Annotated in this window: 13 protein-coding genes; all 13 read left to right on the top strand. The window is 51.7% G+C overall.

Annotation, left to right across the window (positions count from 1 at the left end; all coding sequences use genetic code 11):
* Positions 1-114: 114 nt before the first annotated feature.
* The 13 genes from AK95_RS02095 (at position 115) to AK95_RS02035 (ending at position 17668) form a co-directional block, all read left to right on the top strand.
* Positions 115-1632: a carboxypeptidase M32 gene (locus tag AK95_RS02095; protein ID WP_071218253.1), complete on the top strand. Its 1518-nt coding sequence runs from the start codon at positions 115-117 to the stop codon at positions 1630-1632.
* Positions 1633-1891: 259 nt separating this feature from the next.
* On the top strand, positions 1892-2896 hold the full coding sequence (locus tag AK95_RS02090; protein ID WP_071218252.1) for an ABC transporter substrate-binding protein: 1005 nt from the start codon (positions 1892-1894) through the stop codon (positions 2894-2896).
* Between the two features lie 40 nt (positions 2897-2936).
* Positions 2937-3710, top strand: a complete 774-nt coding sequence (locus AK95_RS02085; RefSeq protein ID WP_071218251.1) for an ABC transporter ATP-binding protein — start codon at positions 2937-2939, stop codon at positions 3708-3710.
* Positions 3711-3715: 5 nt separating this feature from the next.
* On the top strand, positions 3716-4549 hold the full coding sequence (locus AK95_RS02080) for an ABC transporter permease (RefSeq protein WP_071218250.1): 834 nt from the start codon (positions 3716-3718) through the stop codon (positions 4547-4549).
* Between the two features lie 138 nt (positions 4550-4687).
* Positions 4688-5668, top strand: a complete 981-nt coding sequence (locus AK95_RS02075) for an aromatic acid exporter family protein (protein ID WP_071218249.1) — start codon at positions 4688-4690, stop codon at positions 5666-5668.
* 128 nt (positions 5669-5796) lie between these two features.
* The gene (locus AK95_RS02070) at positions 5797-6363 is read left to right on the top strand and encodes an outer spore coat protein CotE (protein WP_071218248.1); all 567 of its coding nucleotides are present in this window, start codon (positions 5797-5799) and stop codon (positions 6361-6363) included.
* Between the two features lie 106 nt (positions 6364-6469).
* Positions 6470-7720, top strand: coding sequence for a putative amidoligase domain-containing protein (locus AK95_RS02065; RefSeq protein ID WP_071218247.1), 1251 nt, complete (start codon positions 6470-6472; stop codon positions 7718-7720).
* Positions 7721-7971: 251 nt separating this feature from the next.
* The gene (mutS, locus tag AK95_RS02060) at positions 7972-10740 is read left to right on the top strand and encodes a DNA mismatch repair protein MutS (RefSeq protein ID WP_071218246.1); all 2769 of its coding nucleotides are present in this window, start codon (positions 7972-7974) and stop codon (positions 10738-10740) included.
* A gap of 38 nt (positions 10741-10778) precedes the next feature.
* On the top strand, positions 10779-12764 hold the full coding sequence (gene mutL / locus AK95_RS02055) for a DNA mismatch repair endonuclease MutL (RefSeq protein ID WP_071218245.1): 1986 nt from the start codon (positions 10779-10781) through the stop codon (positions 12762-12764).
* A gap of 17 nt (positions 12765-12781) precedes the next feature.
* On the top strand, positions 12782-13561 hold the full coding sequence (locus AK95_RS02050) for a class I SAM-dependent methyltransferase (protein ID WP_071218244.1): 780 nt from the start codon (positions 12782-12784) through the stop codon (positions 13559-13561).
* Positions 13551-14498, top strand: coding sequence for a tRNA (adenosine(37)-N6)-dimethylallyltransferase MiaA (gene miaA, locus AK95_RS02045; protein ID WP_071218243.1), 948 nt, complete (start codon positions 13551-13553; stop codon positions 14496-14498). Before AK95_RS02050 ends, miaA begins: the two co-directional genes overlap by 11 nt.
* 53 nt (positions 14499-14551) lie before the next feature.
* The gene (gene hfq, locus AK95_RS02040) at positions 14552-14791 is read left to right on the top strand and encodes an RNA chaperone Hfq (RefSeq protein ID WP_071218242.1); all 240 of its coding nucleotides are present in this window, start codon (positions 14552-14554) and stop codon (positions 14789-14791) included.
* A gap of 186 nt (positions 14792-14977) precedes the next feature.
* The gene (locus AK95_RS02035; RefSeq protein ID WP_071218241.1) at positions 14978-17668 is read left to right on the top strand and encodes a transglycosylase domain-containing protein; all 2691 of its coding nucleotides are present in this window, start codon (positions 14978-14980) and stop codon (positions 17666-17668) included.
* Positions 17669-17703 lie beyond the last annotated feature (35 nt).

The following is a 17703-nucleotide window of genomic DNA, read 5'->3' as shown; positions in this document are numbered from 1 at the left end:
CCTTTATATGTATATTGTTATTTATTCTTTCTGGAAGTTGATTATATACCTTGTAAAACGTATCATCAATAGAGTATAGAAGAATCCTATTATAAAAAAAGAAGGTGTGCCGGAATGGCAGTACAACATTTACCACAATGGGAACAATTTGATCGATTGGTTCGCAAAATTATGAGTTATTACGAAGCTATTGGCCTACTTCATTGGGATTTACGGACGGGTGCTCCACGCAAGGGAACCGAAATCCGTTCGGAAACGATCGGGGTTCTATCCACAGAGGCATTTAAACTGCAAATATCGGAAGAAATGGGACAGCTATTATCATTTTTTGCGGAGCCGGAACAGGCGCAGCAGCTGGATGATCGCAAACGCCGCATGATTGCGGAAGTGCGAAAGGTGTACGATCAGAGCAAATCCATCCCGCCTGAACGCTTCCAGGAGTATTCCATTCTCGCCGCCCAATCGGAGACGAAGTGGGAGGAAGCGAAGAAGAACAGCGATTTTGAAGGTTTCGAACCTTACTTAACGAAGATCGTTTCGTTCAAGCAAGAGTTTATTGATTATTGGGGCGTGAAAAACACCAGATACGATACACTCCTTGATATGTATGAGCCGGATTTAACGGTGGAAAAGGTGGATGCCATCTTCGACCGCCTGAAAGCGCGTCTGGTACCGCTGGTTCATGCGATCCAGGAATCGCCATTCAAGCCAAGAACGGACTTCTTGAAACAGCTGTTCCCGAAAGAACAGCAGGAGAAATTCAGTTTGTTCCTGCTGGAGCAAATGGGCTACGACTTTGAAGCGGGACGTTTGGACGAAAGCGTGCATCCATTTGCGACGGGCTTAAACCCTGGAGACGTGCGCATTACGACCATGTATCTTCCGGACGATGTGCTAAGTGCGGTATTCAGCTCTTTGCATGAGGGAGGGCATGCCCTTTACGAGCAAAATATCGATAAGGAGCTTGCGGGTACGCCGCTCTCCGGTGGTACCTCGATGGGCATCCATGAATCTCAATCCCGTCTGTGGGAAAATATGATTGGTCGCAGCCGTCCGTTCTGGCGCCGTTATTTTGCAGATCTGCAGCAGCATTTCCCTGAACAATTGAAGGACGTGGACATCGAGGATTTCTATTTGGCCGCGAACAAGGTAGAGAATTCTCTCATTCGAATTGAGGCGGATGAGCTTACTTATAACCTGCATATCATCATTCGCTATGAGATCGAGAAGAAACTCTTTAACGAAGGTTTGGCCGTGAAGGATCTGCCGGAGACCTGGAACGCGAAGTATAAAGAATACCTCGGCATTATGCCGCCGAACGACGGAATGGGCGTCCTGCAGGACGTTCACTGGTCCGGCGGCGATTTCGGGTATTTCGCTTCGTATTCCCTCGGCAATATGTATGCGGCTCAGTTCCTTTACACGATGCGCAAAGAACTGCCGAATCTCGACCAGCTCATCGAAGAGGGGAACCTGGCTCCGATCAAGGAATGGCTGACGGACAAGGTTTACAAGTACGGAAAGAGCGAGAAGCCGTCCGAGATCATCGTACGCGTCACCGGAGAAGAACTGAATCCGGACTATCTGGCCGATTATCTCGAAGAGAAGTATAAAGAGATTTACAAACTTTGATCCACATTATAAACGCAGCCCAAGTGGCTGCGTTTTTTTTGTATTAAGACAGTATACACCTCTGAAGCCTCAACCCTTATCTCGCTAGAAAAGCTTACACTAACCGTGGTCTGTCTTCCGAGAAAATACGTTGATAGACGGTTTATGATCGATCATGCCAAATTAATAGCCCCAGCATATCTATCAGGCGTTTAACCTTTGGGCAGGCACATGCATATGCTGAAAAGAAACAAAGGGTCAATGGGAATGGAGGGTTACGATGAAGCGTCAAAAATGGTGGGGGCTGGCGTTAACCATGCTGCTTGTTTGCGGAGTGGCGCTTGCCGGGTGCGGTGGCGGCGGATCGGCTACGAAGGTCAAGATTGGCGAAGTGACGCGCTCGATCTTCTACGCGCCGCAGTATGTCGCATTGGAAAAAGGATTTTTTAAGGAAGAGGGGCTTGATGTCGAGCTGCAGACGACCCCTGGCGGAGACAAAACGATGACGGCCCTGCTGTCGGGAGCCATCGATGTGGCACTTGTCGGCTCGGAAACTTCGATTTACGTGTATCAACAGGGCTCTGAAGATCCGGTCATTAACTTCGGACAGGTGACGCAGACAGACGGGACATTTTTGATGGCCAGGGATGGAGCGGGCGCTTTTGATTGGAACAACCTGAAGGGTAAAGTATTCCTCGGTCAGCGTAAGGGCGGAATGCCACAGATGGCAGGCGAGTTTACGCTCCGTAAAAAAGGAATCGATCCGCATGCGGACCTGGAACTGATTCAGAATATCGATTTTGCAAATATCGCCTCTGCTTATGCTTCCGGCACCGGTGAATTTGTTCAGCTCTTTGAACCGCAGGCCTCCATCTTTGAAAAAGAAGGCCGTGGCAAAGTGGTGGCTTCCTTTGGCGTAGAAAGCGGACGACTGCCATATACCGTATTCATGACAAAACAGAGCTTTATCGACAAAAACGATGCCACGGTGCAGAAGTTTACGAATGCTCTTTACAAGGCACAGCAATGGGTGGATGCGAGCAGCCCCGAAGATATCGCGGACGCGATCATGCCTTATTTTAAGGATAGCGACCGCGACATCGTGGTGTCCTCCGTTAAACGCTACAAGGAGCAGGGCAGCTATGCGACCGATCCGATCGTAGACGAGGCGGAATGGAACAATCTGCTGGACGTGATGGAGCAGGCCGGGGAACTGAAAGAACGGGTAGCGCCTGAAAGAATCGTCAACAACAGCTTTGCCGAGAAAGCGAAACAAGCCAAATGATGAATTAGCCTAATCCATAGAACGAAGGGAGAGAGCACCAATGGTACCGGTAGTTGAATTGAACGATATCGCTCACGTATATGTCACGGATCGGGAAGCCTCTCTGGCTGTGGAAGGGATTCAATTGAAGGTGGAACCGGGGGAGTTCATCAGCCTGGTTGGGCCTAGCGGCTGCGGCAAGACAACGATTTTGTCTGTCATTGCCGGCTTGCTGCAGCCATCCAAAGGAGCCGCTTATGTGAACGGCAAACCTGTAAACGGGCCGTCGCCGGCGGTCGGGTACATGCTGCAGCAGGACTATTTATTTCCTTGGCGCACCATTATGGATAACGCCTTGATCGGCTTGGAACTGACGGAGCGGTTGAATCCGGAAAGTCGCGGTATCGTACAGAGTTTGCTCAAGGAGATGGGCCTTGGGGACAGCGGCAACCTCTATCCCGCCCAGCTGTCAGGCGGAATGAGACAGCGGGTTGCACTTGTCAGGACCTTGGCGACGGACCCGGGCCTGCTGCTGCTGGATGAACCTTTCTCTGCACTGGATTATCAGACGAAGCTGCAGCTTGAGGATCTGATCGTGGACACCTTGAAGGAGCGCGGGAAGACCGCCATCCTGGTGACCCATGATTTGTCCGAAGCCATTGCGATGAGCGATCGGGTCATTCTCCTGAACCGCAATCCGGGAAGGGTTCACCGGATGTTCAATATTCCTGAGAACATACGTCGGGTACAGCCTTTTTATGCTCGTAAGGAGCCGGGGTTCAACGAATTGTTTCATGAGATCTGGGGCGAAATGCAAACGATCGGGAAGGAGTGAAGCCTATGACATCAAGGGATGAGCCTCCTGCTTCTTCTTCGAAGGGCTGGCTCCAGGATATTTATGTAAAACACATGAAGCGGAAGAAAAGTTTGCGCAGACGCGTGCTGACCGTCCAGCTTAGCTTGCTGCTGCTATTCTTTATCTGGTGGGAAGCGGCGGGCAGATTCAAATGGATAGACGTGCTGCTCTTCAGTTATCCGACCAAAATTTTTGCCAACATATGGGGGAATATGATCAGCGGCGAGTTATGGGGGCACTTGGGGATCACGGTAGGGGAGACGGTTGTCGGATTTCTGCTCGGTACGCTGGTAGGCACGCTGCTCGCCGTATTCATCTGGTGGTCACCGTTTCTTAACAAGGTTCTGGATCCCTATATGGTTGTGTTCAACAGTATGCCGAAAGTAGCGCTGGGTCCGATATTTATCGTGATGTTTGGCGCAGGTTTTACGGCTATTGTTGTCACTACGTTATCCATCACGGTCATCGTGACCACGCTTGTTGTATACAACAGTTTTCATGAGGTGGATTCCAATCTGATCAAGGTCGTCCGGACGTTCGGCGGAACCAAGCGCCAGGTGTTTCAGCGGGTTATTTTGCCAGCTTCGTATCCGGCGATTGTATCAACGCTCAAGGTCAACGTGGGCATGGCGTGGGTCGGCGTTATCGTCGGCGAATTTCTGGTCGCCAAATCGGGTCTCGGTTACTTGATTATGTACGGGTTTCAGGTATTCAATTTCACGCTTGTGCTGTCGAGTCTGCTCATTATCGCCGTTGTGGCTACAGCCATGTATCAAATGGTGGTATATATAGAAAGGAAATTGCTGACTCATCGTTAATGGGCTTGGTCTATTGCCCCCAGGCATGGTTGTTTATGGCATAAAAATAAGCTAGGATGAAGATACCTTATATATGTGGTCACATGAAAAATGAAACATATATAGTCATCATCAACTCGCCTGGAGGCTCTTCATCATATGGGATTTCGTGTCATCAAAACGGCTGCGGCAAGCCTGCTTGCCATCTTAATTACAGATGCCTTGAACATACCGGGGGCTACGTCCGCCGGTCTTCTTGCTATACTTGGCGTTGACGTCACGCGAAAACGGAGTGTGCGCTCCATATCGTCCAGATTGTTCGCTTCATTGCTGGGTCTGGTGCTGGCGTGTATTCTATTTTATTTTCTCGGATTTCATTATTGGGTATTGGCTCTATACATATTGCTTGCCTTTCCCGCGATTTCAAAGGCGAACTTCAAGGAAGGCATCGTAACCAGTTCGGTCGTGGTGTTTCGGGTGTTCCAGGGGGAAGAGATTGGTATGGACATTTTGCTCACCCAAATCGAACTGTTGATTATCGGTCTCGGATCGGCCATGCTTGTGAACCTGGTTTATATGCCGAACAGCGAGGGAGCGATGATGGAGATCCGCCAGAAGGTGGACGGGCTCTTCTCCGTCATTTTCCGTCACTTCTCGCTTACGCTTCGGGATCCTGAACATATATGGGACGGTAAAGAGCTGATTGAGGCCAACCGGCAGATTGAGAAAGGAATTGAGGAAGCGAAGCGGGCATCGGAGAACCAGATGATTCATCCGGACGGCTCCTGGAACATCTATTTTTATATGCGGAAGGAACAGATGGAGAATATCCAGAGCATGATGCATCAAATATCCCAGGTGTACGAGCGGCTTCCTCACGGTGTGCTGACGGCGGAAATATTCGATCAATTAAGCATGGATGTCGTTGCCGAAGGGTATACGGGCAAGTCCGAAGGACTGCTGATTGAGCTGGAGGACAGGTTCAAGGAGATGGAACTGCCGACGACCCGCGAAGAATTCGAGGTCCGGTCCGCGATCCTGCAGCTATGCCATGAGCTGGAATACTATTTGAATATTTCAAAGAAGTATAAGGCGCCCACGGCAAAAAAACCGCAGAAGCGCGCGGATTCGGCCGTATAGCTCTGGGATTTGCAAAAAAAAATCTGATATTTTTAGCATCATATGAATTTATTTGGACCACTTCATTCAACATTCGCCCATGTCTTGCATACACATGTATGGAATGATTGTATGGAGGAGGTTCGAAGATGTCATTGAGTCATAAACACCAATGTAGAGAAATCATCACGAAGGCGATCTGCGGCAAGGGTCGTAAATTCTCTACCGTAACACATACCGTGACTCCGCCTAATAATCCGACCAGTATTTTGGGGGCTTGGATTATAAACCATCAATACGAGGCGGTTGCCGCCGGAGACGGAATTGAAGTTATTGGTACTTACGATGTTAACATCTGGTATTCCTATGACAAAAATTCACAGACCGATGTGGCGAAAGAAACGGTATCGTATGTAGAACGCGTGCCTCTTTCCTATCTGGATCCGAAGCATCGTGCATCCACGGTGGAAGTGTCGGCAGAAGCGACACAGGAGCCGAGCTGCGTTGAGGCCAGCGTATCCTCGAATGGCACGAGTGTCATTCTGCGGGTAGAGAGAGAGTACGCGGTGGAGCTGATTGCCGAAACCAAGGTCGTTGTCAAAGTATGCAGCCATCATCATGGCGACTACGAGGACAAAGAATTCGATTACGTCCTGGGAGACGAAGTCGATGATTACGAAGACCTTGATTACGAAGGTCTGGAGGATGAACTGTAAGATAACCCTCCTGTAGGAATGATTCTAATCTTAGCATATGCAGTGAGGGCAGCTTTGCGGAGGGCGGATGCCCTCTTTTTTATTTTTTTTACAGGGGGACTAGGAGATGGCTCAATTTAAAGTAAAACCAGCTGCTGTAAAAGAATATGTACCCTTGAAGGGAGCTGCTGTGTTTCTCGCGCAAGCGCGTCTGTCCAGATCCGGGATACCGTCCCTTCTGGGCTTGAGTTCGGTTGAGGAAAAGCATTACACGGCCAGGTACGCCGTCCATGTTGAGCAGCTGTCCGCAGTCTCAATCCGCTCCTACCAGCTCGGCGGCAGTGAAGTCATGTTTGAGCCTGACCCCGAGAACGGGAGGTATGAGGATGGCCTGCATCGGCGATTGGAGAAAGCGGCCCTGCGGTCGCTGTATACGCTGGGTGTGGATGAAGGAGAGGTTATCATCAATGCCCGGCCAGGGCGAAGATATGTAGTCGAGGACATCCGCATGAAAGCGGGCCGGATTAAAACCGTTATGAGTGCGAAGGGGGTGCCGGCGGCAGGTTTTCCCGCGCATAACGAAGACGGTGAATCCCCTTTGGCTGCGCCGCTGCTCATGGGGATGGATCCCGAGTTTGTGCTGATGAAGGATAACGGGGAGATTGTGTTTGCATCCGAATTTATGGAGCGCGGCGGGTCGGTCGGGAGTGACGCCGTTCGTTTTCGGGGTGAGGTCATTTACCCCATTGCCGAGCTCAGGCCGTTACCGAGAGCGAATCCGAAGGCGTTAATGATTGAAATGCAAAAAGCTCTGCATCAAGCCCAGAGCCTGATTACCGATCGTTCACTGACATGGAGGGCAGGAGCCCTGCCTTATGGTGATTTTCCGCTAGGCGGCCATATTCATTTCAGCGGAGTACCGCTCTCCCTGTCTCTTCTTCAGACGCTGGATAATTATCTGGCTCTGCCGCTGGCGCTGCTCGAAGACCCCAAGGGGCGTTCTCGCAGACCCCGTTATGGGTTCCTGGGGGATTTTCGGAGGCAGCCGTATGGCGGGTTTGAATACCGTACGCTTCCCAGCTTTCTCGTTTCCCCGCTTGTCGCGAAGGTGTCATTGTATGTTGCCTACCTGGCAGCTCGATACAGCGACCGTTTGCTGGCGAGGCCATTCAATACGGAGCGTTACCATCGCGCCTATTATGAAGGCGACAAGTCCGTGCTTAAAGAATGTATCGCAGGCTGGCACAGGGATTTATCAGCGCTGCCGGAATATTCGGACTTTGCCCGCGAAATCGAACTGGCGCTTGCTCACATGGAAGCGGGGCGGGCCTGGGATGAGAGCAGGGATATCAGGCCGCTGTGGAATATTCCCGTTTAAGAGGTTGTTCAAAAAGTCCGATTTTGATCACGAAGTGAATCAAGAAGCAACTCGGCATCGAATCTTGAATTCAGCCGGGCCTTCCGGTGCTCACGTACAAACTACGTACGCTCCGCTCCTCACTCCCTAGCTTCATCCAACCTTCTCGGTGCTGAAAACCGACCTTTTTGAACGCGCACGTTAAACCGTAATGCCTTGCGGTCAATTTCTGTTATAATGGAGGTCAAGCTAGAAGGTAATGGAGGTACGTCATGGCTAAATATACGCCGATGATTGAACAATATTTGAAGGTCAAAGAACAAGCGCGCGATGCGTTTCTTTTTTTCCGCTTAGGCGATTTTTACGAAATGTTTTTTGATGATGCGATCCTCGCATCGAAGGAATTGGAGATTACGCTGACCGGCCGCGAAGGCGGCGGTACAGAGAAAATACCGATGTGCGGAGTCCCTTATCATTCCGCGGAGGGTTATATTCAGCGGTTGATTGAGAAGGGGTACAAAGTCGCCATCTGCGAACAGATGGAGGATGCTTCAGTCACCAAAGGCATGGTGCGGCGGGAAATCGTTCGGGTCGTGACGCCGGGGACCATCATGGACGGCAAGGTTGTGCACGACAAGTCGAACAATTACATGGTGTGTGTCACGGAAACGGGCGGCTTGATGTCTTTATCGGCATGCGATCTGTCAACCGGGGAGCTTTATGTGACGTCAGTTCCATCTTCGGAGGAATGGCTGCGGGATGAGATTGGCCTCTATGAGCCTTCCGAGATTATTGGGGATGCAGCGCTGCTTGATATCATTTCATCTCAGGCGCTTCCAGGCAGCCGCAACATCGTTTATACGGCATGGGATCGTAGGGAGGACGCATTGGTACGCACCCAGTTCGGTGAGCCGGCTTGGGCCCGCCTGGAAGAGGAGCGAAGAGCCTGCATATCCCTGCTGATCTCGTATTTAAGCGAGACGCAGAAGCGGTCGCTGGGGCAGCTGACGCAGATTGCTTCCTATGAACCGGGACAATACATGGTTCTGGATCCGTTCACCAGACGCAACCTGGAGCTGGTTGAGACGGTTCGTGAGCGTTCGAAGAAAGGTTCGCTCCTGTGGCTTCTGGATCGCACGGAAACCTCGATGGGAGCCAGACTCCTGCGGCGGAGAATCGATAAACCTCTGCTGTCCCGCAGCCGGATTGAAGAGCGGCTGGAGGCTGTTGAGCATTTGTATAACCAGTACATACTGCGTGAAGATTTGCGGATGGCGCTTAAAGAGATATACGATCTGGAGCGGTTGGTCGGCCGGATTGCGTTCGGCAGCGCGAACGGACGGGATTTGAACGCACTCAAGCTGTCATTAAGACAAATTCCTTCTCTGAAAGAGCTGTGTGCCCAGTCTACTTCCGAGACGCTGCGCCGGGTGGCTCAGGATACGGATATTTGCGACGATCTGTGCGAACTGATCGAGAATGCGATTGTTGACGAACCGCCGGTATCCGTGCGTGACGGAGGCATCATCAAGCCGGGTTATCACGAGCGGCTGGATGAGTTTCGTGAAGCGAGCACCAGCGGCAAACGCTGGATCGCCGAGCTGGAAGCCAAGGAGCGCGCCGCTACGGGGATCAAGTCGCTGAAGATCGGTTACAACAAGGTGTTCGGCTATTATATCGAGGTGACGAAGTCCAATCTGTCGTCCCTGCCGGAAGGCCGGTATGAGCGCAAACAGACGCTGGCGAACGCGGAGCGTTATGTCACGCCCGAGCTGAAGGAGAAGGAAGGATTGATCCTTGAGGCACAGGAGAAGATGGTGGATCTGGAGTACGCTCTCTTTACCGAGCTCAGGGACAAGCTGAATACCCAAGTGAGCCGGCTCCAAAAGCTCGCGGAGCGCATTGCCGAGATTGACGTCTATCAATCCCTGGCCGCGGTCAGCGCGGAATACCGGTTCGTGAAGCCGGAACTGAGCGAAGGTTATGATTATATCGTTGAAGGCGGTCGCCACCCTGTCGTGGAAGCCGTCATGAAGGATTCATCGTTTATCGCGAACGGGACGGATTTACGCAAAGACGGCTCCTCGATCCTGCTGATTACCGGTCCGAATATGGCTGGAAAAAGCACATACATGCGCCAGGTTGCCTTGTTATCGATTTTGGCCCAGATGGGCTGCTTTGTTCCGGCAGAGCGCGCGGTTATCCCGCTGGTGGACCGTATCTTTACCCGCATCGGAGCGGCAGACGATCTGATCGGCGGCCAGAGCACTTTTATGGTGGAAATGGCGGATATTCAGGTCATGACGGAAAAAGCAACGCCCCGCAGTCTGATTATCATTGACGAGCTGGGACGCGGTACGTCGACGAGTGAAGGCATGGCGATTGCGCAAGCCGTGATTGAGTATGTGCATGACCATATCGGCTGTAAGGCATTGGTATCCACGCATTTCCATGAGCTCGCCCATCTTCAGGAAAGCCTTGGCGGTCTCAAAAATTATTCCATGGCGGTTCAGGAAAGCGGAGACAAAGTGCATTTCCTCCGCAAGCTGATCCCTGGCGCGGCTGACAGCAGCTACGGCATTTACTGTGCGAGATTGGCAGGTTTGCCCGGCAGCATCATTGACCGCGCCTATGGGCTCCTGCAGGGCCTGGAGATGGCCTCGCTGGCCGCGGTGGCATCGGAGCAAGGGATTGTGATGCAGCGCGAGCAGCCAGCTGCCGCAGCTCCTTCCGATGAGAGACGAAGCGGACCGGAAGCTGTCTATGAGCATCGTGATAATAAGATGCCGTATACCGAAAGCTTGAGCGGTGCCGACCGGAAGGGCGGCGTGGTGCAGCTCTCCATTTTTGGCGAGGAGGAAGTGCCTGAACCGAGTGTTAAGCCTGGCAAGGATCAGCATTCCATGGCGCAGGAAGCTTCCCAAGATCCTGCCGTCAAGAGCCTCATTGCTGCCGTTAAAGGCGTGGACGTGATGAATATGACGCCGCTTCAGGCCATGCAATTCCTGAATGACCTGAAGCTTCAAGCGAAGGATATGTGATTTTAGCATGGGAATGAAATGAAACGGAGGTAGGAACGATGGGGATTATTCGGATTTTGGACGAGCATATTGCAAACCAGATTGCTGCCGGTGAGGTGGTGGAGCGGCCTGCCTCCGTTGTGAAGGAGCTAGTCGAGAACGCCATTGATGCCGGGAGCACCAAGATTGACGTAACGGTCGAAGAAGGCGGACTGGACAGCATTCGCGTAACGGATAACGGCGCCGGCATTGATCCGGAGGATTGCGAGACGGCTTTTTACCGCCATGCGACAAGCAAAATCGCTGAAGGCCGCGATCTGTTTCAAATCACCAGCCTTGGATTCCGGGGCGAAGCCCTGCCATCCATCGCGGCCGTATCCAAGGTGCGTCTGGTTACGTCCAATGCTCAGGATGGCCGCGGACGGGTGATCGAAATCGAAGGTGGTCATCTGCGCGTGAACGAAGAAACGGCTGCACCCCGAGGAACGGATTTTCTCGTGAAGGAATTGTTCTTCAATACGCCGGCAAGGCTGAAATATATGAAAACGATCCAAACCGAGCTGGGGCATATATCTGACTATATGTATCGTCTGGCCCTTTCCCGGCCGGATATTGCCTTTACGCTCAGGCACAATGGAAACTCGCTGCTGCAGACGCTGGGCAACGGCGATGCCCTTCAGGTCATTGCGGCCATATACGGTACCCAATCGGCCAAAGCGATGCTGCCGTTTGAAGCGGAGAATATGGACTACACGCTAAGCGGATATATCAGCCGCCCGGATTATACTCGGGCCAACCGTAATGGCATGTCGCTGATCATCAATGGGAGGTATATTCGGAACTACGGTTTAATGCAGGCGATTTTGAGAGGTTATCATACGCTGCTGCCAATCAACCGGTTTCCGCTCGTTGTCATTCAACTGTCCATGCACCCCTCATTGATTGATGTGAATGTGCATCCATCCAAACTGGAGGTGCGGTTCAGTAAAGAGCAAGAGCTGTTCGCTTTGGTGGAGGAAGAAATTCGCAAGGTCCTGCAGCAGGAAATCCTGATTCCACGCCCGGCCAAACAAAATATTGGCAAAAGCGACAACGCCTATATCCAGGAACAGCTGCAATTTTCTCCTGCGCAAGGCCATGCCTCGGCGAACGGCAGCGGCAATGAACGGGATATTGCGATCCCCGGAAGCGGCGAGCCTTCAACTGGCGGAAACATGCCTCTCAGGGCGCCACATGCAGCGACATGGCCGGAGGGGCAGGTCTTCACCCAGTCTGAGCCGGATATCAAGCGCGCTTATGGGTCCGGAGCAGCAGGTACATCCGCCACCTCGCAAATGCGGGAAACGGCAGCAGCTTCATCTTATCGCAGTGAATACCGCAATGAGACCAGGGGGAATGCTGGAATTCCTGCCGTAACGAAAGAGTGGCTGCAGGCGGCCTCAGGACCGGCTCCAGAGATCCCGCCATTTCCGGAGCTCACGCTTATCGGCCAGCATCACGGCACTTATCTCATAGCGCAGAATGATACCGGGCTGTACCTGATTGATCAGCATGCCGCGCATGAGCGGATTAACTACGAGTATTACTACGAACAGTTTGGCAACCCGGCAGACGCATCCCAGGAGCTGCTGCTGCCGATTACGCTGGAATTTACGCCCTCGGAATCGGAGAAGGTGAAGGAACGGCTGCACTGGTTTGAGAAGGTTGGTGTGTATATGGAGTTTTTTGGCGGTCATACCTTCCTGGTGCGTTCCCATCCGTTCTGGTTCCCCAAGGGCGACGAGAAGGCCATTATCGAAGAGATGGCTGAATGGGTGCTGAGCGAACGCAATATCGATATCGCCAAGCTGAGAGAAACCTCGTCGATCATGTGTTCCTGCAAGGCTTCCATCAAAGCCAATCAGAAGCTGACGGAGCAGGAGGCGATGACGTTGATACAGCGTTTGGGCGCCTGCCGGCAGCCATACACATGTCCGCATGGACGACCGATTGTGGTTTCGTTCTCGGCTTATGATTTGGAGAAAATGTTTAAGCGCGTTATGTAACAGCAAGGAGGACCTTCATGATTATAACAACTGGAGAAACGGAAGCGCCGGACATTGTGGAGCGCGCGATAAGTTTAGCCCGGGAAACCGGCTGCCGTTATGTCCAGCGCGGCGGTCATTCATTGCGAAAATTAGCACGCAGGTTCGGAGATGACGACGTGTTGGTCGTACTGAACGGACATGTACGTCTAAGCGGACCGGACGGCTCGGTCATGGAATTTCATCCGAGTATGGGGTTTGTCCGATTGAAACGTGTACTGAGCGGAAAACCCGATCCCATGCTGGAGGCTTCCGGAATGGAGGAAGGGGATTCCGTACTGGATTGTACGGCGGGGCTTGGAGCCGACTCCCTGGTATTTTCGGGCAAGGGCGGCCCGAACAGTCGGATCACTGCTCTGGAAAGCTCACTTCCCTTGTATGCGCTGCTGAAAGAAGGGCTTCGGACCTATGAAAGCCATCTGGAGGCCAGTGATCAGGCGATGAGGCGAATCGAGGTCAGACACAGCCATCACCTGGATTATTTGAAGTCGCTGCCGGATCGGAGCGTAGACATTGTTTATTTTGATCCGATGTTCCGCGAACCGATCGCCGAATCGGCTTCCATTCATCCTTTGAGACATTATGCAAACGGGGAGCCGCTGGAAATGGAAAGTGTGAGGGAAGCGGTTAGGGTCGCGCGCAAAACCGTTGTCATGAAGGAAGCGCGATCCAGCGGAGAGTTTGAACGGCTTGGCTTTACATTGCCTGAACGGGGAAAATCGAAAATAACGTACGGAGTGATTTCCATTGATAGATGAAACCAAACCGAAACTGCTCGTTCTTATTGGACCGACAGCTGTAGGTAAAACCAAAATGAGCATTGAAATTGCGAAGGAATTCGGATGTGAGATTATCTCCGGCGATTCGATGCAGGTATACCGGGGAATGGATATCGGAACAGCCAAAATTTCTGTCGAAGAAATGGAAGGCGTCCCCCACCATCTCATTGACATTCACGAGCCCGATCACCCCTATTCGGTAGCCGAATTTCAAGAGCAAAGCCAAAGGCTCATTACGGAGATCACGCAGCGGGGAAAACTTCCGTTCATTGTTGGCGGAACCGGCCTTTATGTGGAGTCAGTGTGCTACGGCTATCAGTTTAGCGAGACCGGAGCGGATGAAGTTTTTAGGGAAGAGCAGTTCCGCTATGCCAATGAACACGGAGCCGAGGCTCTTCATCAAAAATTGGCAGAGGTTGATCCTGAAACGGCCGAACGGCTTCACCCTAATGACCTACGTCGGGTCGTTCGTGCTTTGGAAGTATACCATATGACCGGCATCCCACTTTCGGCCCAGCTGGCGCCCCAAACCAAGCAATCTCCCTATGACTTATGCTTGGTCGGTTTGACAATGGACAGGCAAATGCTATATAACCGTATTGAAGAGCGAATTGACCTTATGCTGAGCCAGGGACTTGTTGATGAGGTGGCGGCGCTCATGGACAAAGGATTCGCTCCGGGACTTGTATCCATGCAAGGGCTGGGTTATAAGGAAATCGTTTCATACCTTAGCGGAGAATTCAGCTACGAGGAGGCCGTCGTGCTGCTCAAGCGCGATACACGCCGTTTCGCTAAGCGGCAGTTATCTTGGTTTCGCCACATGAAGGACATCGAGTGGGTAGACGTCACCGACTCGGGAAATTTTTCTGCAAACTATCAAAAAATCCGTGCTATAATAGCAGGAAAGTTTCACTGAAATCTTGAATATATTTTCAAAACAATCTAAATGAACCATTGGGGGTACGGCTAATGAACAAGTCCATTAACATCCAAGACACGTTCTTGAACCAACTGCGCAAAGAGAACATTCCGGCCACGGTATACCTTACAAACGGCTTTCAGATCCGTGGAACGATCAAAGCTTTTGACAATTTTACCATCGTGATTGACAGCGACGGCCGTCAGCAAATGGTGTACAAGCATGCTATCTCCACGTTCATGCCGCAGCGTAATGTGTCCCTGATGCAGGATAACAGCAGCGATCAATAGATTTTAGAATGGTTTTATAAAGAGCAGAATCATACCGTCAACTGATTAATTTGAAACTTTTTGGTTTATAATTCGTTTAGCTTATAAGGAGTGCAGAGAGCAACCTGAGAAGGTTGTTCTTTTCTTTCCGAGGCATGACTTAAAGTCAGAAGGCTTGATCCCGCAAGGGAGTAAGGAGGGGGACAAATGGCTGGAAAAGATAATCAGATGTCACGGTTGAATAAAAACAAAGACAACTCGAAGACATCCAAAACCACGAAACCGAATGCGAAGAAGAAAAAGGGCAAGGGAAAGCGAATCGCGTGGGCGTTGTTTTTCACGGCCGTCATTGCGATCTTCTGTGCGCTTGCAGGTTATTTGTTCATCCTGATCAGCGGTGAAAAGCTGCTGGAGCAGAATCAGGATAAGCTGACCGCATACGGTACTTCCAAGGTATATGACCGTAATGGCGCGCTGATGGGCGAACTATCCCTCCAGAAGAGTGATCCCGTGAAGTACGAGGATATTCCTGAGAAATTGATACAAGCATTCATTGCAACAGAAGATAAACGGTTCATGGAGCACAACGGCGTGGACATGTGGTCGATCGGCCGCGCAGCGGTAAAGGATATCATGGCCCGTTCCATGGTTGAAGGCGGAAGCACGATCACGCAGCAGCTGGCGAAGAATATATTCTTGACCAGGGATAAAACCTTCTTCCGGAAGGCGACGGAAATGTCGATCGCGCTGGCGCTTGAGCGTCAGCACAGCAAACAGGAAATTATCGAGATGTATTTAAACCGGATTAACTTCGGAGGACCTTATTACGGCATCAAAGCCGCATCCGAGCGTTATTTCGGCAAGTCGGATCTGAACAAGCTGGATTTATGGGAAATGGCGACACTTGCGGCAATGCCGAAGGGACCGTCCCGATATAATCCGCTTAAGAATCCTGACCTCTCCAAAGAGCGTCGTGCGGTCGTATTGACCCTGATGGAACAGCAGGGGTATATCACGGCCGAAGAGGCAGCGGAAGCCAAAAAAGTGGACTATGCTTATACACCGCCTGAAAGACAGCAGAAATATACAGCGTTTATCGATTATGTCATGGAAGAGGCAGAAGAGAAGTGGGGCCTTACCGAGGACGACGTTAACATCGGCGGTTATCAGATTTACACCACGATGGACGTGAATGCCCAGACGGCAATGGAAGAAGAGTTCAAGAATCCGGAAAACTTTGAAGAAAGTCCGGACGACGTGCCGGTTGAAGGTTCTATGGTCATCATAAACCAGGAAACCGGCGGTATCGTCGCCATGTCCGGTGGACGGGAATATACGCGCGGCGGGTTCAGCCGGGCTACCGACAGCCGTCGTCAGCCGGGATCCGCCTTGAAGCCAATTGTATCGTATGCACCGGCGCTGGAATCCGGGAAGTTTACGAAGGACTCCAGATTAAGTAATAAAAAGCAATGTTTTGGCAGCAATTACTGTCCGAACAACCTGCACGGTTACTCGGAGACCATTGGCATGCCGGAAGCGATTCAGCGTTCCGAGAACATTCCGGCCGTATGGCTGTTGAACCAAATCGGCGTAAAAGCCGGATTCGAGTTTGCACAGAGTCTCGGCATCAAGATGACCGAAGGCGATGCGAACTTATCCCTGGCCCTCGGCGGAATGGATACAGGTACGAACACATTTGAGATGGCACAGGCTTTCAGCGCTTTTGCCAATGGCGGAGAATTTAAAGAGGCTTTTGCGATCAAACAGATTAAGGATAACAAAGGCAAGGTTGTGCATGAGAATAAAGGCAGCAAAGGGAAGCGCGTAATGAGTGCTTCGACGGCTTCGCAAATGACAGACATGATGAAGCGCGTCGTAGAGGACGGAACGGGTAGAAATGCTCGAATCAGCCGTCCGGTAGCCGGTAAGACCGGAACCACGCAGAGCGGCTATAAGGGCGTCAGCTCAAACCGCGACGTATGGTTTGTCGGATATACGCCGGAGTTAACGGCAGCTGTATGGATGGGTTATGACAACCCTGACCGGCAGCATCTGCTGAAACGAAGCAGTTCGATCTCGGCTTCCCTATGGGGCAAAGTAATGGAGAAGGCGGTTCAGGGATATGAAGCCAAGAGCTTCCCGAGTACCGAGCCGGTACAGCCGCCTGTAGAAGAAACGACATTAACTGCAGTCAGCGGTTTGACGGGCTCCTATAACGGGGAGACTCAGACTGTATCACTGAGCTGGAATCCGGTTCACGGCAACATTCAATACCGCGTGTACCGTAAGGAAACGTCGGAATCGGAATACACCCGCATTCTCGATTCCTTGGGAGGAACCGCTATCGAGGATATGAGTGCGATGGAAGGTTTGACTTACGATTATTACGTGACGGCCTTCGATCCATCAACCGGCGATGAGTCGGAACCTTCGAACATTTTACAAATCGTGGCTGTTTCCGAGGAATTGCCGCCTGAGGATCTGGAACCCGATCCGGGGGACATCCAGGAACCGCCTCCTGTTGATGAAGGTGACAACGGAGCAGGCAATGAGTTCCCTCCTGGAAATGAGAATGGCAACGGGAACGGAAACGGCAACGGTAATGGCGAGCCAGGCAATGGGAATGGTGAAGGCCCAGGCAATGGCAACGGAAATGGTAACGGTAACGGTAACGGTAATGGAACGAATCCTCCTGACAATGGAAACGGGGCCGGGAATGGCCAAGATGGTCAATTTCCTGGCGATGGATCGGATGGCTCGGGAGATGGAATTAACAATGGCGACACAGGCACTGGAGGAACCGACACCGATTCGGGCAATATTCCTACGGTACCGGGAACCATTGTGGAGCCGTCGGATCCGGTTGACGGATCTGACGAGTCCCAGGACAGCCCATAATGAATTTGAAAGCCTCCGCATGATTGCGGAGGCTT

Origin of the sequence: Paenibacillus sp. LC231 (genome assembly GCF_001860525.1) — a bacterium.
GTDB lineage: Bacteria > Bacillota > Bacilli > Paenibacillales > Paenibacillaceae > Paenibacillus_AQ.
The sequence above is the reverse complement of the archived record's forward strand: the minus strand, read 5'-3'. Positions and strand labels throughout refer to the sequence as shown.

What these genes read in the sequence shown, in the direction of transcription:
- AK95_RS02095 (WP_071218253.1), top strand. Translation starts at nt 115, where the DNA reads ATGGCAGTACAACATTTACCACAATGGGAACAATTTGATCGATTGGTT.
- AK95_RS02090 (WP_071218252.1), top strand. Translation starts at nt 1,892, where the DNA reads ATGAAGCGTCAAAAATGGTGGGGGCTGGCGTTAACCATGCTGCTTGTT.
- AK95_RS02085 (WP_071218251.1), top strand. Translation starts at nt 2,937, where the DNA reads ATGGTACCGGTAGTTGAATTGAACGATATCGCTCACGTATATGTCACG.
- AK95_RS02080 (WP_071218250.1), top strand. Translation starts at nt 3,716, where the DNA reads ATGACATCAAGGGATGAGCCTCCTGCTTCTTCTTCGAAGGGCTGGCTC.
- AK95_RS02075 (WP_071218249.1), top strand. Translation starts at nt 4,688, where the DNA reads ATGGGATTTCGTGTCATCAAAACGGCTGCGGCAAGCCTGCTTGCCATC.
- AK95_RS02070 (WP_071218248.1), top strand. Translation starts at nt 5,797, where the DNA reads ATGTCATTGAGTCATAAACACCAATGTAGAGAAATCATCACGAAGGCG.
- AK95_RS02065 (WP_071218247.1), top strand. Translation starts at nt 6,470, where the DNA reads ATGGCTCAATTTAAAGTAAAACCAGCTGCTGTAAAAGAATATGTACCC.
- mutS (WP_071218246.1), top strand. Translation starts at nt 7,972, where the DNA reads ATGGCTAAATATACGCCGATGATTGAACAATATTTGAAGGTCAAAGAA.
- mutL (WP_071218245.1), top strand. Translation starts at nt 10,779, where the DNA reads ATGGGGATTATTCGGATTTTGGACGAGCATATTGCAAACCAGATTGCT.
- AK95_RS02050 (WP_071218244.1), top strand. Translation starts at nt 12,782, where the DNA reads ATGATTATAACAACTGGAGAAACGGAAGCGCCGGACATTGTGGAGCGC.
- hfq (WP_071218242.1), top strand. Translation starts at nt 14,552, where the DNA reads ATGAACAAGTCCATTAACATCCAAGACACGTTCTTGAACCAACTGCGC.
- AK95_RS02035 (WP_071218241.1), top strand. Translation starts at nt 14,978, where the DNA reads ATGGCTGGAAAAGATAATCAGATGTCACGGTTGAATAAAAACAAAGAC.